This window comes from Microbacterium immunditiarum (assembly GCF_013409785.1).
Lineage (GTDB): Bacteria > Actinomycetota > Actinomycetes > Actinomycetales > Microbacteriaceae > Microbacterium > Microbacterium immunditiarum.
The window spans coordinates 1260865-1282195 of record NZ_JACCBV010000001.1 but is presented as its reverse complement, the minus strand read 5'-3'; the positions used below and the strand labels follow the sequence as shown (position 1 = coordinate 1282195).

General features: G+C 67.2%; 14 protein-coding genes and 3 rRNA genes. 5 read left to right on the top strand and 12 right to left on the bottom strand.

Features of this window, described 5'->3' with window-relative positions; translation table 11 throughout:
- Positions 1–2 precede the first annotated feature (2 nt).
- Positions 3–518: a hypothetical protein gene (locus BJ991_RS05680; RefSeq protein ID WP_246301039.1), complete on the bottom strand. Its 516-nt coding sequence runs from the start codon at positions 516–518 to the stop codon at positions 3–5.
- A gap of 239 nt (positions 519–757) precedes the next feature.
- Here BJ991_RS05680 and BJ991_RS05675 point away from each other — a divergent pair, with 239 nt between their 5' ends.
- Together BJ991_RS05675 and BJ991_RS05670 are read left to right on the top strand one after the other, a co-directional pair.
- Positions 758–2242, top strand: a complete 1485-nt coding sequence (locus BJ991_RS05675) for a lipase maturation factor family protein (RefSeq protein ID WP_179488234.1) — start codon at positions 758–760, stop codon at positions 2240–2242.
- A gap of 63 nt (positions 2243–2305) precedes the next feature.
- A complete protein-coding gene (locus BJ991_RS05670) occupies positions 2306–3136 on the top strand; it encodes a hypothetical protein (protein ID WP_179488232.1) in 831 nt (276 codons plus the stop codon).
- A 67-nt stretch (positions 3137–3203) separates the two neighbouring features.
- Here the strand turns inward: BJ991_RS05670 and BJ991_RS18355 are convergent, their stop codons facing one another.
- From BJ991_RS18355 to BJ991_RS05625, 9 genes are all read right to left on the bottom strand, one after another.
- A complete protein-coding gene (locus BJ991_RS18355; RefSeq protein WP_246301038.1) occupies positions 3204–4862 on the bottom strand; it encodes a primosomal protein in 1659 nt (552 codons plus the stop codon).
- A 91-nt stretch (positions 4863–4953) separates the two neighbouring features.
- Positions 4954–5070 (bottom strand): 5S ribosomal RNA (gene rrf, locus BJ991_RS05660).
- Positions 5071–5200: 130 nt separating this feature from the next.
- Positions 5201–8312, bottom strand: a 23S ribosomal RNA gene (locus BJ991_RS05655).
- Between the two features lie 380 nt (positions 8313–8692).
- A 16S ribosomal RNA gene (locus tag BJ991_RS05650) occupies positions 8693–10216 on the bottom strand.
- Together the 16S, 23S and 5S rRNA genes form the textbook arrangement of a ribosomal RNA operon.
- Positions 10217–10763: 547 nt before the next feature.
- The gene (locus tag BJ991_RS18780) at positions 10764–13862 is read right to left on the bottom strand and encodes an AAA family ATPase (RefSeq protein WP_179488230.1); all 3099 of its coding nucleotides are present in this window, start codon (positions 13860–13862) and stop codon (positions 10764–10766) included.
- The gene (locus BJ991_RS05640; RefSeq protein WP_179488228.1) at positions 13859–15013 is read right to left on the bottom strand and encodes an exonuclease SbcCD subunit D; all 1155 of its coding nucleotides are present in this window, start codon (positions 15011–15013) and stop codon (positions 13859–13861) included. Before BJ991_RS05640 ends, BJ991_RS18780 begins: the two co-directional genes overlap by 4 nt.
- A gap of 75 nt (positions 15014–15088) precedes the next feature.
- A complete protein-coding gene (locus BJ991_RS05635; protein ID WP_179488226.1) occupies positions 15089–15481 on the bottom strand; it encodes an MFS transporter in 393 nt (130 codons plus the stop codon).
- 75 nt (positions 15482–15556) lie between these two features.
- Positions 15557–16809 (bottom strand): IS3 family transposase gene (locus BJ991_RS05630; protein ID WP_179488225.1). Its coding sequence is split into 2 segments (ribosomal slippage): positions 15557–16527 and positions 16527–16809, totalling 1254 coding nucleotides; the frame shifts between segments, so codons are not numbered across the junction.
- A gap of 48 nt (positions 16810–16857) precedes the next feature.
- The gene (locus BJ991_RS05625; RefSeq protein ID WP_179488224.1) at positions 16858–17928 is read right to left on the bottom strand and encodes an MFS transporter; all 1071 of its coding nucleotides are present in this window, start codon (positions 17926–17928) and stop codon (positions 16858–16860) included.
- Between the two features lie 146 nt (positions 17929–18074).
- Between BJ991_RS05625 and BJ991_RS05620 the strand changes: the two genes are divergently transcribed.
- The gene (locus BJ991_RS05620; RefSeq protein ID WP_179488223.1) at positions 18075–18281 is read left to right on the top strand and encodes a hypothetical protein; all 207 of its coding nucleotides are present in this window, start codon (positions 18075–18077) and stop codon (positions 18279–18281) included.
- A gap of 100 nt (positions 18282–18381) precedes the next feature.
- On the opposite strand, the gene BJ991_RS05615 is transcribed toward BJ991_RS05620, so the two are convergent.
- Both BJ991_RS05615 and BJ991_RS05610 read right to left on the bottom strand, forming a co-directional pair.
- Entirely contained in the window at positions 18382–18663 is a 282-nt protein-coding gene (locus BJ991_RS05615; RefSeq protein WP_179488222.1) for a hypothetical protein, read from the bottom strand.
- Between the two features lie 93 nt (positions 18664–18756).
- Complete coding sequence (locus BJ991_RS05610) at positions 18757–19053, bottom strand: GNAT family N-acetyltransferase (protein WP_179488221.1); 297 nt, start codon at positions 19051–19053, stop codon at positions 18757–18759.
- Between the two features lie 436 nt (positions 19054–19489).
- Here BJ991_RS05610 and BJ991_RS05605 point away from each other — a divergent pair, with 436 nt between their 5' ends.
- Both BJ991_RS05605 and BJ991_RS05600 read left to right on the top strand, forming a co-directional pair.
- Positions 19490–20242 (top strand): winged helix-turn-helix domain-containing protein, encoded by a 753-nt coding sequence (locus BJ991_RS05605; RefSeq protein WP_179488220.1) that lies wholly within the window; start codon positions 19490–19492, stop codon positions 20240–20242.
- Positions 20243–20304: 62 nt separating this feature from the next.
- Complete coding sequence (locus tag BJ991_RS05600; protein ID WP_218852879.1) at positions 20305–21312, top strand: DNA-3-methyladenine glycosylase family protein; 1008 nt, start codon at positions 20305–20307, stop codon at positions 21310–21312.
- The last annotated feature ends 19 nt before the right edge of the window (positions 21313–21331 follow it).

Below are 21331 nucleotides of genomic sequence, written 5' to 3'. Positions count from 1 at the left end.
GCTCAGTCGTCCCGCTTCGCCCACGCGAGCGTGATGATCCACCCGTCGCGCGACAGGTCCACGAGCTCGTACTGGGTCTTCCGGTCGGGCACCCAGCCCTTCGTGCGCGTCGAGTTGAGCCGCACGTTGTCGCCGCGGATGAGGTTCTTGCGCCCGTCGGCCTCGCGGATCGCGACGACCCGCGTCCAGTGCTCGAGGAGGGACGGCACGTCGTTCTCGTCGAACAGGTGCGAGTGGCGGCGCATCTCGCGGAGCGTCGGCTCGTCGGGATGCGCGTCGCGCAGGTCGAGACCGAACGCGATGTCGGGGTCCGCGACCGCCACAACGGTCGCGGCGCGGAAGCTCGTGTTGCGGATCACCAGCGGCACCTGTTCACCGTCGACCTCGCAGTAGAGCTCCGTGCGGTGGCCGAAACGGGTCGGCTGTTCGCGGATCACCGCGACGTCGTCCGCCTCGATGCGGAGGCGTGCCGAGATGAGCTCCTTCGCGAGCACGCGCTTGCGATCGTGCTCCGTCATCTTCGGATCCCAACCCAGACGCGCAGTGATGCCGGCCGGAGTATCGAGCTGTACCGATTCCATCGCCGCCCCTTTCCGATCCCGATGCCACGTGCCTTCATCATGGCCAAGCCGCGGCACGTGCGGAATGACCCCCGCCGCGCGCCGCGAACCCGACCCCCTCGACTCGTGCGACGCGGGCGGCGCGGTGCGAAGATGTCGTTACGGCCCGAGGTGGGCGCCGGCGGGCCGCGTGAGTCATGGACGGGTTCGCAGCAGTCGACTTCGAGTTCGCGCGGCAGGTGCTGCAGCGCGGCACCGCCGCGCTGTTCCTGGTCGCGTTCATCTCGTCGCTCAACCAGTTCCGTCCGCTCCTCGGCGAGTGCGGACTGCAGCCCGCGACGCGCCTGCTGCAATGGGCCGCCTCCGCGAAGTCCCGCGGCCGCCTCCTGCGCCCGACGCTCTTCCGATACGTCGCCTACACCGACCGGCGGCTCGTCATCCTGTGCTGGACGGGGATCGCGATCGCCGCGGTGCTCGTGGCGGGCCTCCCCCAGCTCGGACCGCCGTGGGTGCCCATGCTGTGCTTCCTCGCGCTGTGGCTCGGCTACATGTCGATCACGAGCATCGGCCAGACCTTCTACTCCTTCGGCTGGGAGATGCTGCTGCTGGAGATGGGCTTCCTCGCGGCGTTTCTGGGTTCGGACGACCAGCCTCCGGCCACCGGGATCATCGTTCTCTTCTGGTGGCTGCTGTTCCGGCTCGAGTTCGGCGCCGGCATGATCAAGATCCGCGGCGGACGCGAGTGGCGCGACCTCACCGCGCTCACGTACCACCACGAGACGCAGCCCATGCCCGGTCCGCTCAGCCGGCAGGCGCACCTGCTGCCGCGGTGGTTCCACAAGTTCGAGGTGCTGGGCAACCACTTCGCGCAGCTCGTGGCGCCGTGGTTCCTCTTCGCGCCGATCCTCGGGCTCTGGGTCCCGGGCCCCGTTCCCGCGATGATCGGCGCAATCGCCGCCGTGGTCGTGATCGGCACGCAGGCGTGGCTCGTCATCACAGGCAACTTCGCGTGGTTGAACTGGGCGACGATCGTGCTCGGGTTCTCGGCGGTCGGGCTGCCCGGCATCCGCTCTGAATCGGCTCCGCCACCAAGCGACCCGCCGTGGCTGGTCGACGGCCTGCCCCTCTGGTGGGTGATCGTGACCTCGGCGATCACGCTGCTGTTCATCGTGCTGAGCTGGTGGCCGGCGCAGAACCTCATGGCGCGCAGGCAGCTCATGAACGCGAGCTTCAACCGCTGGCAGCTCGCGAACGCGTACGGCGCGTTCGGGACGGTCACGAAGGAGCGGATCGAATACATCGTCGAGGGGACGATGGATGATGACCCGGATGCCGCGACCTGGCACGCGTACGAGTTCAAGGGCAAGCCCGGTGACGTGTTCCGCATGCCCCGGCAGTTCGCGCCGTACCATCTCCGCCTCGACTGGCTCATGTGGTTCCTGCCGCTCGGGCGGCCGATCGAGGAGTGGTTCACGACCTTCCTCGTCCGCCTCCTCGAGGCGGATCGCCCGACGCTGCGGCTGCTCGCGCACGATCCGTTCGACGGCGAACGGCCGAACTGGGTGCGGGTCGTGACCTACCGGTACCGCTTCGCGACGCGTGAGGAGTACGGGCGCACGCGGCACCGGTGGATGCGCGACCGCCGGCGGCTCCTCGTGCGGCCTGTCGGCGGCGGGCGGTGAGGCCGCGGCGCGATAGCCTTGATCGCTTGCGCCTTCGCAGCGTCCCTCACACCAAGGAACAGCATGTCCACACCCACCGAACCGGCTCTCGACCAGCCGACCCAGCCGTACCCGCCCGAACAGCAGACGGCGGCCTATCCCTCCCCGAACGATCAGGCGACCGCCGTCTACGGAGCGGCTCCGATCACACCCGCTGCGGATGCCCGCCCGAAGGTCCTCGGCATCGTGGCGCTCGCCGTCGCCGTGGCCGGGATCGTCCTCGTGGCCCTCGGGTTCCTACCGCTGGTCGGGGTCTCATTCCTGTTCGCGCTGCTCGGCGGTCTGGTCCTGCTCGCTTCGCTCGTTCTCGGCATCGTCGTGCTCGCCAACAAGCGTCAGGGCGGCAAGGGCCTGGGCATCGCCGCACTCGTGATCTCGGTCCTCGGCGGCTTCGCCGCTGTCGCGGCGCTCATCTTCTCGGTCGTGCTCGTGGGCGTGAGCGCGGCCGCCACCGCTGTCGAGGAATCCGTCACCTCATCGGATGTCACGACCGACGACCAGGCTGCCGACGAGGGCACGACGACCGGCGAAGAGGTCGTCGACGACGAGGCGCCCGCAGCCGGCACCTACGACCAGGCGGCATACCTCGCGATCGTCCGTCCCGAGATCCTGGCGATCGTGCAGGACGCGGTGCCCGGGATCACCGAAGAGGAAGTCGCCGGCGTCTACAGCGACGAGACCCTGGTGATGCTCGGCACGCCGTTCGTCGGTCTCGACGACGCCGAGATCGCCGCGAACCGCGGGCCTTTCGTCTCGTCGATGGTCGGCATGTCCGACGGCATCTTCACCGAGGAGCACGCCAACCGGCTCTACGACGCGATCGTGAACGCGGCGCGCCAGCACCTCGCGGAGTAGTTCTCGAACGCGAAACGCCCGCCGGGCGCCGATCGCGTATGCGGTTCGGCGCCCGGCGGGCGTTTGATCACTCGGAGTCTTCGTCGACGACGGCGGCGGCGGCGGCCGATCCGGTCGAACCTGTTGATCCTGATGCCCCGCCCTGCGCGTCGTCGTCGGCGGCTTCGACCTCTGCCGGCTCGTCGTCAGTCGGCTCGACAGATTCCTCGGCGTCCGGCTCTTCGGCCACTTCCTCGATGAGGATCGTCTCGCTGTCGGCGACGCCGGATGCGTCGTCAATCGCCTCTGCGGCGACGACGGCCCGATGCTGCCATTCCTGCGCCTCGTCCGTGCGACCGAGCTCCTCGAGCACGGCGGCCCGAGCCGAGAACAGCGCGGGGCTCCACTCGAACGCGCGGTCCGGGTCGAGCTCCGGGATGTCGAGTTCGAGCAGCGCCCGCTCGGTCTGGCCGAGGTCCAGGCGCGCACCCGACATCGCAATCGCCAGCTCGACGCGAACCGCGGGCGCAAGCGCGGAGCGGTCCACGCTGCGCCCGAGCTCGAGCGCGCGGTCGGGACGACCGACACCGCGCTCGGAGTCGACCATCAGCGCGATCTGATCGTCGCGGCCCGAGATCCGGCGGAAGGTGCGCAGCTCCCGCAGCGCCAATGCGTAGTCGCCGATCGCGTACGCGGTGATCGCCGCCGTCTCGCGCACGACGGCGATGCGCCCCGCGCTGCGGACGGCGGCCAGCGCGTGCTCGTGGGCGAGCGAGGGGTCGTCGTCGATTAGGGCTGCCGCCATCGCGAGGTGGCGGGCGACGTTCTCGGCGTTCTCCTTGCTGAGGGTCTTGAGCTCGTTGCGCGCGGCCGGGTTGAGGTCTCGCGGCGTCACATCCTCCGGAATCGGAGGGGCCGGATGCCGCGGCACCCGCTCCTCCGTGTCGCGAACGTGCTCGCGCGAGCGGTCGTCGCGGGAACCCGCGCGGGGCGGACGACCCGTGGGCCCGCCGTAGCGGTCGTCGCGGCGCTGGCCAGAGCGGGGCGTGCCGGGTCGGCTGTCGCGGCTCGCACCCGACTCGCGGCGGTCGCCATACGGTCGGTCACCGCGGTACTCGCCCTTGCGCGCCCCGCCCGCGTCCCGCTTGGCGCCATGCGGCGGTCGACCGGCTTCGCGCTTGTCGCCGTAGGGCGGTCGGCCCGATGCGCGCTTGTCCCCATAGGGTCGGTCGCCGGCGCGCTTCTCCCCGTACGGCTTGTCGGATGCCGCGCGCCGGTCGTCGCTCGGACGATCGTCGAAGCGCTTGCCGCCGTAGGGCTTCTTCGCCCCGTACGGCTTCTGGCCGTACGGCTTCTGCCCGTCCGGGCGGCCGGCGCCGGTGTGCTTGTCGCCGGTGCGCTGGTCGCCGTAGCGCTTGTCGCCATACGGCTTGTCGCCAGTGCGCTTATCGCCGTAGCGCTTGTCGCCGTACGACTTGTCGCCGTACGACTTGCCTCCGGCTGGCCGGCCCGAGGACGTGCGGTCAGCGCCGCGCGCACCGCCGCCGGATGGCCGACGGTCTGTGCCGCCGCCGTCGCCACCGGAACGCTCACGGCGGGACGAGTCGGTTCGATCAGCACTGTGCTCGCGGCCGGAGTTCTCACGGCCGCGGCCGGAAGGACGATCGGAGCGCTGTCGGTTTCCGTCGTCTGCCGCGGCGTACCGCGGACGCGGTCGCTTCTCACGGGACTCTCTTTCGTCCGACATGCTTCTCCTTATCGCCTTGCGGGCTGCGCTGTTCGTTTGTGTTGTTAACGCCGAATGGCCACCGGTGTGGTGGCCATTCGGGGTGGTGGGTGTCCGGCGGTGTCCTACTCTCCCACAGGGTCTCCCCTGCAGTACCATCGGCGCTGAAAGGCTTAGCTTCCGGGTTCGGAATGGGACCGGGCGTTTCCCTTTCGCTATGGCCGCCGGAACAACTGTCGATGTGTGTTGTTCGGTGTCACAACTTGTTGGGTTGTGGTGGGTTCCGTCCGTACATCGGGAACCACTCAGTGGACGCGAGTCATCTTCCCCACCCGGTGGGGTGGGGCCGAGAAGAATGTGTTGTCAAGTCGTCGGCTTATTAGTACCAGTCAGCTGCACACGTTGCCGTGCTTCCACATCTGGCCTATCAACCCAGTCGTCTGGCTGGGAGCCTCTCACCCCGTAGGGTATGGAAGTCTCATCTTGAGGCCGGCTTCCCGCTTAGATGCTTTCAGCGGTTATCCATCCCGAACGTAGCTAACCAGCGGTGCTCCTGGCGGAACAACTGGCACACCAGAGGTTCGTCCAACCCGGTCCTCTCGTACTAGGGTCAGATCCTCTCAAACTTCCTACGCGCGCAGCGGATAGGGACCGAACTGTCTCACGACGTTCTAAACCCAGCTCGCGTACCGCTTTAATGGGCGAACAGCCCAACCCTTGGGACCTACTCCAGCCCCAGGATGCGACGAGCCGACATCGAGGTGCCAAACCATGCCGTCGATATGGACTCTTGGGCAAGATCAGCCTGTTATCCCCGAGGTACCTTTTATCCGTTGAGCGACAGCGCTTCCACAAGCCACTGCCGGATCACTAGTCCCGACTTTCGTCCCTGCTCGACCTGTCAGTCTCACAGTCAAGCTCCCTTGTGCACTTACACTCGACACCTGATTGCCAACCAGGTTGAGGGAACCTTTGGGCGCCTCCGTTACTTTTTGGGAGGCAACCGCCCCAGTTAAACTACCCACCAGGCACTGTCCCTGAACCGGATCACGGTTCGAAGTTAGACATCCAGAGTGACCAGAGTGGTATTTCAACAACGACTCCACGAATACTGGCGTATCCGCTTCAAAGTCTCCCACCTATCCTACACAAGCCACACCGAACACCAATACCAAGCTGTAGTAAAGGTCACGGGGTCTTTCCGTCCTGCTGCGCGTAACGAGCATCTTTACTCGTAATGCAATTTCGCCGAGTTCGTGGTTGAGACAGTTGGGAAGTCGTTACGCCATTCGTGCAGGTCGGAACTTACCCGACAAGGAATTTCGCTACCTTAGGATGGTTATAGTTACCACCGCCGTTTACTGGGGCTTAAATTCTGAGCTTCGCCTTGCGGCTGACCCGTCCTCTTAACCTTCCAGCACCGGGCAGGCGTCAGTCCGTATACATCGTCTTGCGACTTGGCACGGACCTGTGTTTTTAGTAAACAGTCGCTACCCACTGGTCTCTGCGGCCACCACACCCTTTCGGAGCAAGTCCTAATAGGTGGATGGCCCCCCTTCTCCCGAAGTTACGGGGGCATTTTGCCGAGTTCCTTAACCACGATTCTCTCGATCTCCTTGGTATTCTCTACCTGACCACCTGAGTCGGTTTGGGGTACGGGCGGCTGGAACCTCGCGTCGATGCTTTTCTTGGCAGCATAGGATCACCCACTTTTCATCCGCATCGTGTCTCGGCCTGGATGAGTCACGGATTTGCCTATGACTCGGCCTACGCACTTGCCCCGGGACAACCATCGCCCGGGTTGGGCTACCTTCCTGCGTCACACCTGTTAATACGCTAACCGCACCAGCATGGGGTCGAGCGTTCACCGGGCACCGCGTCACCCCGAAGGGATCAGCCGCATGCCGGCTAGGACTCTTAGCACCACTGGATTGGTTGGGGCGGTTCTTCGCCGGTACGGGAATATCAACCCGTTGTCCATCGACTACGCCTGTCGGCCTCGCCTTAGGTCCCGACTTACCCAGGGAAGATTAGCTTGACCCTGGAACCCTTGGTCTTCCGGAGGACGTGTTTCTCACACGTCTTTCGCTACTCATGCCTGCATTCTCACTCGTGTGCCGTCCACGGCTGGGTCACCCCGCCGCTTCACCCGGCACACGACGCTCTCCTACCCATCAACACGGCTGGACCACGAAGGCCTACCAATAATGTCAATGCCACAACTTCGGTGGCGTGCTTGAGCCCCGTTACATTGTCGGCGCGGAATCACTTGACCAGTGAGCTATTACGCACTCTTTCAAGGGTGGCTGCTTCTAAGCCAACCTCCTGGTTGTCTAAGCAACTCCACATCCTTTCCCACTTAGCACGCGCTTAGGGACCTTAGATGGTGGTCTGGGTTGTTTCCCTCTCGACTATGAAGCTTATCCCCCACAGTCTCACTGCTGCGCTCTCACTTACCGGCATTCGGAGTTTGGCTGACGTCAGTAACCTGGTGGGGCCCATCGGCCATCCAGTAGCTCTACCTCCGGCAAGAAACACGCAACGCTGCACCTAAATGCATTTCGGAGAGAACCAGCTATCACGAAGTTTGATTGGCCTTTCACCCCTATCCACAGCTCATCCCCTCAGTTTTCAACCTAAGTGGGTTCGGCCCTCCACGACGTCTTACCGTCGCTTCAGCCTGGCCATGGATAGATCACTTCGCTTCGGGTCTAGGACACGCGACTGAATCGCCCTATTCAGACTCGCTTTCGCTACGGCTACCCCACACGGGTTAACCTCGCCACGTATCGCTAACTCGCAGGCTCATTCTTCAAAAGGCACGCTGTCACCCCTGCTAAGGAGGCTCCAACGGTTTGTAAGCAAACGGTTTCAGGTACTATTTCACTCCCCTCCCGGGGTACTTTTCACCTTTCCCTCACGGTACTTGTCCGCTATCGGTCATCTGGGAGTATTTAGGCTTATCAGGTGGTCCTGACAGATTCACACGGGATTTCTCGGGCCCCGTGCTACTTGGGATCCTCTCCACGCTGCGTCCGACATTTCAGTTACGGGGCTCACACCCTCTCCGGCCGGCCTTTCAAGACCGTTCACCTATATCGACGCATCACGTTCGCCACCCGGCAGGATGACACGGAAAGTCCCACAACCCCGAACACGCAACGCCTGCCGGCTATCACACGTGCCCGGTTTAGCCTCATCCGATTTCGCTCGCCACTACTCACGGAATCACTGTTGTTTTCTCTTCCTGTGGGTACTGAGATGTTTCACTTCCCCACGTTCCCTCTACCCGCCCTATATATTCAGGCGGGAGTCACCAGGTCACATCACTGCGCCTGGCGGGGTTTCCCCATTCGGACACCCTCGGATCAAAACTTGCTTATCAGTTCCCCGAGGCTTATCGCAGATTGCTACGTCCTTCTTCGGCTCCAGATGCCAAGGCATCCACCGTTTGCTCTTAAAGACTTGAAATCACATGAGCCAATTCCAAAAGGAATCGTCTATCGTTTCGAACCCACCCCGAAGGGTGAGCTCTTCAAGATGCTCGCGTCCACTGTGTAGTTCTCAAAGTACGGGCGGGATCCTCCCCCAGCCACCACAACCGCAGCGACCAGAAAAGGCCCAGAGGCCCCAAGCCACACACCAACCGGTGTGCGCCCGGTCCCTCAGGACCCAACAGCGTGCACGCCCCCACCCGGGACACCCCAACCCGTTCCCACCACCCGAAAGCAGCGTACTAAAGCCAGAACCCCCCGACAGGAGCCTCGTCAAACGTTCCACCCATGAGCTCCGGCCGGAAACATTCGTCCCGAAACCGGCTCTGACACCCCAAAGGGTGCAGTGCTCCTTAGAAAGGAGGTGATCCAGCCGCACCTTCCGGTACGGCTACCTTGTTACGACTTAGTCCTAATTACCGATCCCACCTTCGACGGCTCCCTCCACAAGGGTTAGGCCACCGGCTTCAGGTGTTACCGACTTTCATGACTTGACGGGCGGTGTGTACAAGACCCGGGAACGTATTCACCGCAGCGTTGCTGATCTGCGATTACTAGCGACTCCGACTTCATGAGGTCGAGTTGCAGACCTCAATCCGAACTGGGACCGGCTTTTTGGGATTCGCTCCACCTCACGGTATTGCAGCCCTTTGTACCGGCCATTGTAGCATGCGTGAAGCCCAAGACATAAGGGGCATGATGATTTGACGTCATCCCCACCTTCCTCCGAGTTGACCCCGGCAGTATCCCATGAGTTCCCACCATAACGTGCTGGCAACATAGAACGAGGGTTGCGCTCGTTGCGGGACTTAACCCAACATCTCACGACACGAGCTGACGACAACCATGCACCACCTGTACACCGACCTTGCGGGGCGACCATCTCTGGCCGTTTCCAGTGTATGTCAAGCCTTGGTAAGGTTCTTCGCGTTGCATCGAATTAATCCGCATGCTCCGCCGCTTGTGCGGGTCCCCGTCAATTCCTTTGAGTTTTAGCCTTGCGGCCGTACTCCCCAGGCGGGGAACTTAATGCGTTAGCTGCGTCACGGAATCCGTGGAAAGGACCCCACAACTAGTTCCCAACGTTTACGGGGTGGACTACCAGGGTATCTAAGCCTGTTTGCTCCCCACCCTTTCGCTCCTCAGCGTCAGTTACGGCCCAGAGATCTGCCTTCGCCATCGGTGTTCCTCCTGATATCTGCGCATTCCACCGCTACACCAGGAATTCCAATCTCCCCTACCGCACTCTAGTCTGCCCGTACCCACTGCAGGCCCGAGGTTGAGCCTCGGGATTTCACAGCAGACGCGACAAACCGCCTACGAGCTCTTTACGCCCAATAATTCCGGATAACGCTTGCACCCTACGTATTACCGCGGCTGCTGGCACGTAGTTAGCCGGTGCTTTTTCTGCAGGTACCGTCACCCGAAGGCTTCTTCCCTGCCAAAAGAGGTTTACAACCCGAAGGCCGTCATCCCTCACGCGGCGTTGCTGCATCAGGCTTGCGCCCATTGTGCAATATTCCCCACTGCTGCCTCCCGTAGGAGTCTGGGCCGTGTCTCAGTCCCAGTGTGGCCGGTCACCCTCTCAGGCCGGCTACCCGTCGACGCCTTGGTGAGCCATTACCTCACCAACAAGCTGATAGGCCGCGAGCCCATCCCAGACCGATAAATCTTTCCAACCCCCACCATGCGGCAGGAGCACATATCCAGTATTAGACGCCGTTTCCAGCGCTTATCCCAGAGTCTGGGGCAGGTTGCTCACGTGTTACTCACCCGTTCGCCACTGATCCCACAGAGCAAGCTCCATGTTCACCGTTCGACTTGCATGTGTTAAGCACGCCGCCAGCGTTCATCCTGAGCCAGGATCAAACTCTCCGTAAAAAACGAAAACCAAACCCAATCAACAGACCAGGCTCGGCGAGTTCAATCATGACCAAAACAGAATGCCATCACTGACAATCCATGAATTGATCCAAAAACCCCCACCAACCAAAAAATGGCCAGCGGAAATAAATTGGCATTTGACAAGTGCACGCTGTTGAGTTCTCAAGGATCGGACGCTCCCACGGTCGGGTCTCGCGACCGTGCCCGAGGGGCGACTTCCTGTTCGTCCGCCCCGTTCCGTCTGTCGAACCGGTCTGCTCGAGATCTTCAGATCTCGTCGGCAGCCGATGACCGCGGTCCACGGAGTGGACTCCTCATCCTAGACCCGGAGGTCACGTCTCACAAGGAGAACTGATCGGATGGGGGGTGGTTCTCCACTTGAGGGGGCGGGGCTCTCAGCCTCAGCGCTCTTCCCTTTGGGGCGAACACGTATTACTGTACGTGGCTCGCGGAGGCGCGGCAAATCGAGGCTGAATCCCGGGCGTGTCGCTCGCGTCCGGGCGCTCGAAGACCGACCACCCCGCCTCGCGGACTCTCCGCCGCGTCAGACCGTCGCCGAGACCGTCTCGTGCCTGACGAGGCTCGGGCCCTGGGCCGTCGCCTCGACGACGAGTTGCGCCGGCAGCTGCTCCTTCATCGCCGCCACATGACTGATGAGCCCGACGGTGCGCCCGCCCTGGCGGAGCTCGTCGAGGGTTCGCATCGCGAGGTCGAGGGTCGCTTCGTCGAGCGAGCCGAATCCCTCATCGATGAAGAGCGTGTCAAGGCGGACCCCTCCCGCACGTGCCGTCACGACTTCGGCGAGGCCGAGCGCGAGGGCGAGCGACGCGAGGAACGTCTCGCCACCAGACAGCGACTGTGCCGGCCGCGCCTGCCCCGTGTGGGCGTCGATGATCTCGAGCCCGAGTCCGGATGCGACGTTCCGCGCGGCCCGTGCGTCGCTGTGCTGAAGGCGGTAGCGCCCGCTCGACATCTCGCCGAGCCGAAGGTTGGCCGCCTCCACGATCTCCTCGAGCTCGGCGGCGAGCACGAACGACTCGAGAGTCATCCGTCGCGTGTTGGGGGGTCGACCGGCCACCGTGTTCGCAAGTCGCGAGACAGCCTCGCACTCGGCCGCGAGCTCCGCGACCCCGTCCTGCGCTTCGACGGCACGATGGACGAGGTCATCGAGGCGCCTGGCCGTCTGCGCGGCGCGGGCGGCGGCCTCGACTGCGGCCCTCTCCTCCGCGAGCGCGCGATCACGCGCCGACCCCGCCCCGTCGAGGTCGGGCGCGGCGTCCGCCTCATCGCCCAGCTCGGCTTCGAGGTCGCGTACGCGCTCCGTCTCGGTCATCAGCGCGATATCGTGCGAGCGCACGCGCTCGGACAGCGCGGTGCGCGTGGCCGAATCGAGGAGCGCCGCCTCGGCCTCGGCCTCGTCGGCGAACTCGCTCGCGGCGACGCGAGTTTCGAGGTCGGAGCGTGCGCGGGCGAGCGCCGCCTCGGCTCCGGCGTGCTCGACGAGGGCGTCCATGAGCGCGAGCGCGAGCCCGCGGCGCTTCGTCGTCGCGGCGATGCGTGCGGCCACGGAGCCGAAGTCGCCACGCGCCCCGGTCACGGCGGCTCGGAGCGTCTTCGCGTCGGCGGTCGCTCCGGCGATCTCCATCCGCAGCTCGGCGAGCGCGGCCGTCGCCTGGTCCATCTCCCGTCCCGCAGCGGCATCGAGTTCCACAAGACTCGCGCGCTCCGCGGTAAGCCTCTCGCAGCGGCTCTGCGCCTCTGTGGCCGCCGCGACCGCGAGCTGCGCGGTCGCCTTCGCCTCGGCGAGCGACGCCGCCGACTCGCCACCCGCCCGTGCCAGCGCGCTGCTGTGGGCGTCGCGCGCGGACTTCGCTGCTTCGGCGGCCGCTGCCTCGTCTTTGGCCGCGCGGTCGCGCCTCGCCTCGACGTCAGCCACCTCGTCGTCGGTGACGGGCGCGTCGGAAGACATGGCGGGCGACGGATGCTCCGTCGAACCGCACACCGCGCAGGGCTCGCCATCGACGAGCGCCATCGCGAGCTCCGCGGCGTGACTGGCGAGGCGCCGGCGCAGCAGCGCGGTCACCGCGGACTGCGCCGACTCGTGGCGGCCGGCTGCCGCGAGATGCTCCTCGTCGGCGGTCCGCAGCTGCTTCTCGAGGCGCTGCGCCTCGTGCGCCGCGGCCAGACGCTCGCCGATCGAGGCGAGTCGCGTGCGCAGGTCGTCCACGCGTCCGGCGTCGGCGAGCGCGTCGCGAAGCTCGTTGTCGATCGCCTTGAGCCGTTCCGGCACGGGTTTGCGGCGTTGCTCGATCTCGGCGACATCGCGCTCCAGAGCGACGACCCGCTCCTGGTCGGACGCGAGTCGCTCCTCGAGGTGCGCGAGCTCACTCTCCTGCTCGGCGACGGCCGCCCACACCGCGAGCTGCCCGGTCAGTTCGTCGACGAGCGTGCGCAGCCGCGCGACATCGTCCTCGGCCCGGCCGCCCGCGCGCTCCCAGGCGTCGTGGTGAGTCGCGAGCGCGTGCTCCGCGCCCTGCGCCGCCGCATCCGCCGCGGCGACGGCCTCGAGCGGCGCTCGAAGCGCCTCGGCGGCGATCGCGCGCGCGGCTCGCGAACGGTCGGCGGCGACACTCGCGGACCGCTGCTCGAGGGCCGCGAGCCGGGCCCGCGACGCGGCGAGCTGCTGCTGCTTCGCGTGGAGCGTCTTGACCGCGGCGAAGGCAGCCTCGGCGTCACGCCCCGCCCCTGCGGCGACCGCCTGCTGGGCGCCGAGCACCTCGGCCCGCGAATGCGCCGCGCGCACCGAGCGCTCCGCGTCGACGAGCCGGTCGGCGAGCGAGGCGGCCGGCCCCGGGTCAGGCGACAGTGCACCCTCCGCCGCGGAGGCGGGGGGCGGGGCATCCGTCGATTCAGCGCCTGCGGCGAGCCTCTCCAGCACCTCGCCCGCGGCTCCGAATCCCTCCCACGTGCCTTCGGCCGCAACGAGTCGCTCGGCCTCACCGAGGAGCAGTTCCACCCCGTCGCCTGCGGCCGCCAGCGCGGCCTCGGCGTCGCGTCGTCGCTGCTCGAGCCCCTCTTGGTACTGCTCGTACGTGCGCGTGCCGAACAGGCGCCGCAGCAGCTTCTGCCGTTCGTCGCTGCGGGCGAGGAGGAACTCGGCGAACCGGTTCTGCGCGAGCAGGATCACCTGCAGGAACTGCTGCTGGCTGAGTCCGAGCACGTCGTCGAGTGCGAGGGCGACATGGCGCGAGCCGGATGCTCGTCCGATCCACGCGCCGCCCACGAGCTCGTCGAGCTGCGCGTCCGCGCTCACCAGCGTGGTGCCCGTGCCGCGCCGCTTCGCCCGTTCGTACTCGGGCGAACGCGTGACCCGCCACCTGCGCCCGCCGGTGCTGAACTCGACGGAGACCTCGGTCGGGTCATCCGGGCCGCAGTAATCGCTGCGCAGCCGCTTCTCGGCACCGTCGTACCTCGGCACTCCGCCGTACAGCGCGAAGCACACGCCGTCGAGCACACTCGACTTGCCTGCGCCCGTGCGACCGGCGATGAGGAAGATGCCGTCGTCGGCGAATGCGTCGAAGTCGACGACCTGCCGATCACGGAACGGCCCGAAGCCCTCGAGCTCGAGTCGATGAAGCCTCACGCCCGGGCCTCCGCGGCGATGCGGTCGCCCACGATCTCGCGGATGAGCTCCCCCTCGCGGGCGCTCGCCCCCTCGCCCTCGCGCACGTGGGCGAGGAAGGCGTCGAACAGCTCGGCATCGCTGCGGGCGGCGCGCACGCGGCCCGCGTAGCTCGATCGGTCGGCGGAGGCGGCCGCGCCGGGCAGGTGCACGACGGCGGCGCAGTGGGCGAAGCGCTCCTGCAGGCGGCGCATCGGGTCGAGCTGCGGGGTCGGGTCTGTGTAGCGCGCGCACACCCACGCGTCGCCGAACTCGTCGAAGCGCTCGTCGGTGAGCAGCTCGTCGAACGAGGCCGTGAGGGTGACGAGGCGGCGCGGCACGGGAAGGGGAAGCCACTCGACCGAGGCGAGTCCGGATGAGTCGAGCTCGACGAGCCAGGACCCGCGGGGCTTGTCGCCCTCGCCGAAGCTGTAGTGCAGCGGCGCACCCGCGTAGCGGACGCGCTCGGACAGCCGCTGACGCCCGTGGATATGACCGAGCGCGACGTAATCGGGCCCGTCGAAGTACGCGAGCGGCACGACGTCGAGCGTCCCCTGCCGGATCTCGCGCTCGACGCCACGCGTCGCCTCGACGCCGGCCGCGAAGCAGTGCGAGATCGCCACCGATCGGCCGCCGCGCGAGGCGAGGTCTTCGCGCACGAGCGACATCGCGTGCGCGATCGTCTCGGCCTGAGTGCGCAGCTCGACGCCGGGCCACAGGTGCCGCACGAGCGCGGGCTCGAGGAACGGGATGCCGTAGAAGTGCACCGGACCCGACTCGTCGTCGATCGTGATGGGCGTGCCGACCGACGTCGGATCGGTGAGCACGTGGACGCCGTCGCGCAGCAGCGCGGACTGGAACCCGAGCCGGGCGGCCGAGTCGTGGTTGCCGCTCGTCACGACGACGTGCGCTCCCGTGTCGCGGAGCGCCCGCAGCGTGTCGCTCAGCAGCGGGAAGCACGCCGCCGACGGCGCGGCGGAGTCGAACACGTCTCCGGCGACCACGACGACGTCGACCGCGTGCTCGCGCACCTGCACCGCGAGCGCCTCGAGCACACCGCGGAGTGCCTCGAGCGTGGAATGCCCGTGGAACGACCGGCCGATGTGCCAGTCCGAGGTGTGCAGGATCCGCATGCCACACACCGTATGTTCCGGCTCCGACATCGTCCGGGAGCCTCGCGGCGCTTCGCTTCGATGCCCGGATGACGTTCAGATGACCGGGTCCGTCGAGCGTTCGTCGCGCCTGCGGGCGGTCATGTCGGCGACGCCCGCGACGAGAGCCAGGCCGAGGAAGATGCCGACGGCGATGAGCCCGATGACGTACGCGTCGTGGAACACGGTCATGCGCGGCGCATCCGACCCGCGCTCGTTGTAGATCGTCGCGTAGAAGAGCGACAGGGCCACCGCCGTGCCGACCGAGGATCCGATGCGCTGGCCGAGCTGCCCGACCGATCCCGCGACGCCGCCGCGCCGCACCGGCACGTCCGCGAGCGTGAGCGTCTGGTTGGGCGAGACCACGAGGCCGCCGGCGAAGCCCGAGAGGAAGAGCACGACCGCCATGATGTACGGCTGCGCAGGCGTCGGAGCGAAGTAGGCCGTCACCGCCATTCCTCCCACGCCGAGGAGCACGCCGACGACTGACTCGCCCCGGCATGTCCGGAGAGTTGTTTGCTGGTGTCAGCCGGCTCTCTCGACCGGTTCGATGCGAGCGTAGTCGAGCTGCTCGACCTCGAGCGGTGTGAGGTCGTCGATCGAGCCGTGGGTGCGTTCGGTGTTGAACCACAGCACCCAGGACGCGGTCGCCGCCTCGACTTGATCGACGTCCCGCCATGGGCCCTCGTGGTGGATGAGCTCGGACTTGTAGAGCCCGATCTGCGACTCCGCGAGCGAGTTGTCGTACGCGTCGCCGACAGACCCGACCGACGCGTCGATGCCTTCATCGATGAGACGGTCGGTGAAGGCGATTGACGTGTAGACGCTGCCCGCGTCGGTGTGGTGCGTGAGCCCGGCGAACCCGGCGACGCCTTCGCGTCGGCGGGTCCACAGCGCCATGTCGAGGCAGTCGAGAACGAGCGGGGTAGTCATCGAGGTGGCGGCGCGCCAGCCGAGGATGCGGCGGGAGTGCGCGTCGAACACGAACGCGACGTACACCCATCCGGACCACGTCCAGACGTAGGTGAAGTCGGCGACCCAGAGCTGGTTCGTGCGGAGCCGGGCGAAGTGCCGATCGACGAGGTCCGCGGGCCTGGTCTCACGCAGTTCGCGATCGACGGGTCGCTTGCGGCGTCCACGAGTAACGCCAGCGATGCCCAGGTCTCGCATGAGCCGCTCGACGGTGCAACGGGCGATGTCATGCCCATCGCGCCGCAACCTCAGCCAGAGCTTGCGGGCGCCGAGCACCTTCCGCTGCTTCTGCCACGTCGCGAGGATGATCGGCTTCCACCGCTCGTCCGACACCTCCCGCGCCGAGGGGCCACGGTCTCTCGCGTCGTAGTAGGTCGATGGGGCGATCTTCACGCCGTGCTGGGTGAGCACGTCGCAGATCGACTCGACACCCCACCGCAGACCACCATCACGGCGGTCCTTGTGCTCCTCGATGAACGCGACTATCGCTTCTGTGGCCGGTCGAGCTCGGCCGCGAAGAAAGCCGAAGCCGCCTTCAAGATCTCGTTCGCGCGACGCAGCTCGGCGTTCTCGCGCTTGAGCCGCTTGATCTCCTCCGCCGCTTCGGTCGTGACACCGGGCCGGTCGCCGGCGTCGATCTGGTTCCGGCGGATCCAGGTGCGGATCGTCTCCGGCGACCCGATGCCGAGCATCTGCGCGACCGCGATCATCGCGGCGTACTCGCTCGGATAGTCGGGCCGCACCTCGGCGACCATACGGACGGCGCGCTCACGAAGCTCGCGCGAATACTTGCTGGGACGTCCCATGAGACAGATCCTTCCAAGGAATCATGTCTCCGGACATGCCGGGGCGAGTCAGACCCCCCACACGACGAGGGGACGGCCGATGCGCCCCACGAGGTTCCCGCCGATCCACGACGCGAACGCGCTGCTCAGCGCGAAGCCGACCGTGACGAGTCCCGCGAACACCGGCGCCAGCCCCAGCCCGAGCTGCAGATACAGCGTCGTGAGCAGGAAAAGGGCGGGCAGCGCAGCGAACTGCGCGGTCGCGAGCAAGGTTCCGTTGCGATACGACGACAGCCGGAACAGGCTGAACGGGATCAGCGGACTCTTGCCGCTGCGGTCGTAGCGACGTTCCCACCACACGAACGCGGCCGCGAGCAGCACGAACACGACGAGCAGCCACCACCGCTGCGGATTGTCGTCCGGCGAACCCGTCGTGAACAGGAACGGCCACAGCAGCGCCAGCACCGAGCCGCCGAAGAGCAGCACGCCGGTCGGGTCGAGCTCGAGCCGGCGCCGCGACCGCTCGCGCGTCGACGGCAGCACCCAGACCGCCAGGCCGATGGCGATGAGGCACAGCGGCACGTTCATCCAGAAGATGCCCCGCCACCCGTCGGTCGGGCCGCCGATCGCGATGAGCAGGCCGCCGAGCGTCGGCCCGAACGCCGTCGCGATCCCCACCGCGGCGCCGAACAGCCCGAACGCGCGGCCGCGCTCCTTGCCGTGGAACAGCTGCTGGATCATGCCGAGCACCTGCGGCATCTGTATCCCCGCGCCGATGCCCTGCGCGAGACGCCCGATCATCAGCACGGTGGTCGTGGGGGCGAGGGCGCACACGAGGCTCGTGACGGTGAACACCGAGAGTCCGGTGATGAACAGCGCGCGGCGCGAGCGCTGGTCGCCGATGCGACCGGCCGGCACGAGCGCGAGCCCGAACGTGAGCACATAGCCCGAGACGATGAGCTGCAGCTCGGTCGAGCTCGATCCGAGCGCCGCCTCGATCGACGGCAGGGCGACGTTGACCTTGCTCAGGTCGAGGATCGTGATCGCCGCGACGGCGACGCACACCCAGTACGCCCGCCAGCGCTGGCTCGGACTGAGCGGTATGTCGCGCGTCGGCGGATGCGCGTCGGGGGTCGCCACCCTCGACAGGCTATCGGCGCCGAGGTTGTGGAGGGGAGACGCATTCGGATGCCGCCACCGAAGCGCCGAAAACTGCCAACCCGCGCGGGGGGCGAAATGTCGGAACCCCTCCCTAGGTTCGTGCCATCGGAACCCTTGGAGGAATCATGCTCTCGACGATCTACGCGAGCGAAGTGCTGTTCCGACACGACACTGAGCTCCGCGCGCAGGAGGCTCGCATCGACGAGCTTCGACAGGAGCGCCTGGCCGCGCTCGCCGCCGAGGCGGCGCAGCGCTCGCCGCAGCCGCCGCGCAACGCCTGGCCCCGGCCGATCGGCGTCGCGCACGGTGACGCGCTGGCCGCGTGCGCGTGAACGCGCTGCGGTCGCGCGCTGAGGTGAGGTGACAGAGAAGATCCGCCGTGCCCGACGTGGGAGGGAAGAGGGCGCGGCGGATCTCACCTTCCCGAGCGCATCAGGTCGTGCCGGTCGCGATCTGCTTGGCCAACTCCCGCACCTCCGAGTCGGGAAGCTCGATCGAGGAGTCGTTCAGCCGCTGGTGCAGCACGTGGGCGATCTCGTCGATCGACTTGTCTCCGACATCTGAGCGCGTCTGCACCACGATGCCCGCGACCTTGTCGACCTCGGATGCCTCGTTCTGAGCGAGCAGCGGAACCTCCTGCGCCTGTTCCGGCTCGAGCGGACTGTCGTTGCCCGGCATCTCCGCGGCTCGGTCGTCGACGTTCTCGTGCTCCATGTCGGCTCCTCTCGACGCTCCCAGCATCACCGTGCGGTCGGGGAAAGGGCGAGGGGTTGACGAGATCGGCGGATGGGGTTAGTCCCCGGAACGTCAGAGGGCGCGGCTTCGGAGGATGCCGTTGCGCTCGGGGTGTGCGGCGAACCAGTCGGCGACGTACCAGCAGACCGGGATGACCTCGCGGTCGCCCTGCGCCTCGAGCTCGGCGACGGCCCGATCGACCAGCTCGCCCGCGTAACCGTGGCCGCGGAAGGTGGGCACGGTGTACGCCCGCGTCATCGCGACGGTGCGGCCGTCGTCTCGATAGTCGAGCACGCTGACGAGGTCGTCGCCGCGGTGCAGCGTGTAGCGCGACGCGTCGGCTTCGTGGGTGAACCGGAACTCCTTCACCCCGACAGGCTACGTCTCCCCCGCGACGTCCGGGTCGCGCCGCGCGTGCTCTCGGCGAACGCTCGGGTCATTCCGGATGCTTCTCCCATTCATAACGTGACGTGATTTGACGCATAAGGACACCTTCGGTCATAATCGCCGTCATGACTCACAACGCACGCTCTCTGTCCGCCTGGGAGGCGAACGGGACTGCCGGCACGATGGCCGGCCGCGTTGTGATGTGCTGTCGAATGTGCATGTGATCCGGTGACCCCGCCGGACTCGACCGGTTCCGCTCCTTCTGCGAGCACCGCGCCTCGAGTCCCCGAGCACCCAGACGGCGACTGAGGTCGCTTGTCGCGCGCTCCGCACCCGGCCCGCCATCGGCCGGCCCGACAACACACTCGAACCCGTCGAGGCGAACCGCCCGGGTTCCCATCGCAAGGACTCCACTCCCATGTCGAACACCGCTCTTCTCGATCGCCCCACGACCACCACCCGTCACCTGCGCGCCGTCACCGCTCCGGTTCCCACCATCCGCCGCGCGACCGTCCCCGCGCAGCCCGCCAGCCCCGCATCGGTGCCGACCGCCGCCCTTCCGGTGAGCACCGCCCCCCGAGGCTTCGCCCTGTACGTCGGCATCGACGAGGCGAAGGCCGCCGCATCCGGTGTCTCGCTCGGCGTCCTCGTCGACGCGCTGCGCCGCACCCTCGCCGAGCTCGCTCCCGGCGCTGAGACGTACGCGACCGTCGCCCTCGCGCCCGTCGGCTCGGGCGGGCGCGACGTCGACGTCGTGCGCCTCGCACTGCACGAGCCGTCGGCCGTCGCCCGCGCGAAGCAGCAGGAGCCCGACGAGGACGAGCACACGCCCTCCGGCGTCGTCGTCGACATCTCGCGCAAGCGGGTGCTCATCGACGGCGAGTCGGCCGCGTTCACCTTCAAGGAGTTCGAGCTGCTGCAGTACCTCGTGCTCCGCGAGGGCCGCACGATCGAACGCGCCGAGCTCGTGAGCTCGCTGTGGCAGGGCGCCGGCGAGGAGGACGTCCCCGGCGAGCGCACGATCGATGTGCACGTGCGGCGCCTCCGCGCGAAGCTCGGCCGCTATGAGGACATCGTGCGCACGGTGCGCGGGATCGGTTACCGCTTCGACCGGCACGCCGACGTCGTGATCCGGTACGGCCACGGCTCACCGTCGCCCGACCGCTTCTGAGCGCCCGCGCTCGAGCGCGCGCTGGATCAGCGGATGTCGCGGCGACGACGTATCGTGAGCGCATGAGGTCGTCGGGGGTGTTCCCCGTGCGCGATGCGCGCGGAGCCGCGTCACGCGACCGCCGTACCGCCCGCGACCCGCGCCCCGCGCACGGACGGCCGCTCGAGACGGAGTACCGTCCGCGGCATCCGCTCGATCTCGCCCGCACAGTGCTCATGCACCGGCGCGGTCACGGCGACCCCACGATGTGCGTCGACGGATCCGTCATCTGGCGCGCGAGCCGCACGCCCGAGGGCGTCGCGACGCTCGCGCTGCGGGAGGTGTCGCGGGGAGTCATCCGCGGCGCGGCATGGGGTCCGGGTCGCGAGTGGGCGCTCGCTCAGCTCCCGGCGCTGTGCGGTGCGCAGGACGATCCGGACGAGTTCGAAGGGTCGCGGCATCCGATCATCGCCGAAGCCCACCGCCGCAATCCCGGTCTGCGCCTCAGCCGGACCGACCTGGTGTTCGACGCGCTCGCGGCGTCGATCATCGAGCAGAAGGTCACGAACATGCAGGCGTTCGCCGCGTGGCGGCGCATCGTCACCTGGTACGGCGAGCGTGCACCGGGCCCGACGCCGCGGCCGATGTTCGCGCCGCCCGGGATCGAGTCGTGGCGCCGCGTCCCGTCGTGGGCGTGGCACCGTGCGGGGCTCGAGCCGCTCCAGGCGCGCACGATCGTCGAGACGGCGCGCCGCGGCGACTCGGTCGTGCGTGCCGTGGCGGCGGCGCCCGACGGCGATGCGCGCGACCTCGTGCTCACGAGCCTGCGCGGCGTGGGAGTGTGGACGTCGGCCGAGACCCGCATCCGCGCCCTCGGCGATCCCGACGCCGTGAGCGTGGGCGACTATCACCTCGCACACGAGGTGGGGTACGCGCTCATCGGCGAGCGCGTCGACGATGATCGGATGCTGGAACTCCTCGCGCCGTGGAGCGGTCAGCGTCAGCGCGCGATCCGCCTCATCGGCCTCAGCGACGTGCGAGAGCCGCGCAAGGCTCCCCGTCTGCATCCCGAGGACCATCGCGACCACTGACGCGCCCTGCGTGGTGCCA

Excerpts from the sequence above, each read along its gene's own strand:
- BJ991_RS05680 (WP_246301039.1), bottom strand. The coding sequence starts at position 518 with ATGACGGAGCACGATCGCAAGCGCGTGCTCGCGAAGGAGCTCATCTCG.
- BJ991_RS05675 (WP_179488234.1), top strand. The coding sequence starts at position 758 with ATGGACGGGTTCGCAGCAGTCGACTTCGAGTTCGCGCGGCAGGTGCTG.
- BJ991_RS05670 (WP_179488232.1), top strand. The coding sequence starts at position 2,306 with ATGTCCACACCCACCGAACCGGCTCTCGACCAGCCGACCCAGCCGTAC.
- BJ991_RS18355 (WP_246301038.1), bottom strand. The coding sequence starts at position 4,862 with ATGTCGGACGAAAGAGAGTCCCGTGAGAAGCGACCGCGTCCGCGGTAC.
- BJ991_RS05640 (WP_179488228.1), bottom strand. The coding sequence starts at position 15,013 with ATGCGGATCCTGCACACCTCGGACTGGCACATCGGCCGGTCGTTCCAC.
- BJ991_RS05620 (WP_179488223.1), top strand. The coding sequence starts at position 18,075 with ATGCTCTCGACGATCTACGCGAGCGAAGTGCTGTTCCGACACGACACT.
- BJ991_RS05615 (WP_179488222.1), bottom strand. The coding sequence starts at position 18,663 with ATGGAGCACGAGAACGTCGACGACCGAGCCGCGGAGATGCCGGGCAAC.
- BJ991_RS05605 (WP_179488220.1), top strand. The coding sequence starts at position 19,490 with ATGTCGAACACCGCTCTTCTCGATCGCCCCACGACCACCACCCGTCAC.
- BJ991_RS05600 (WP_218852879.1), top strand. The coding sequence starts at position 20,305 with ATGAGGTCGTCGGGGGTGTTCCCCGTGCGCGATGCGCGCGGAGCCGCG.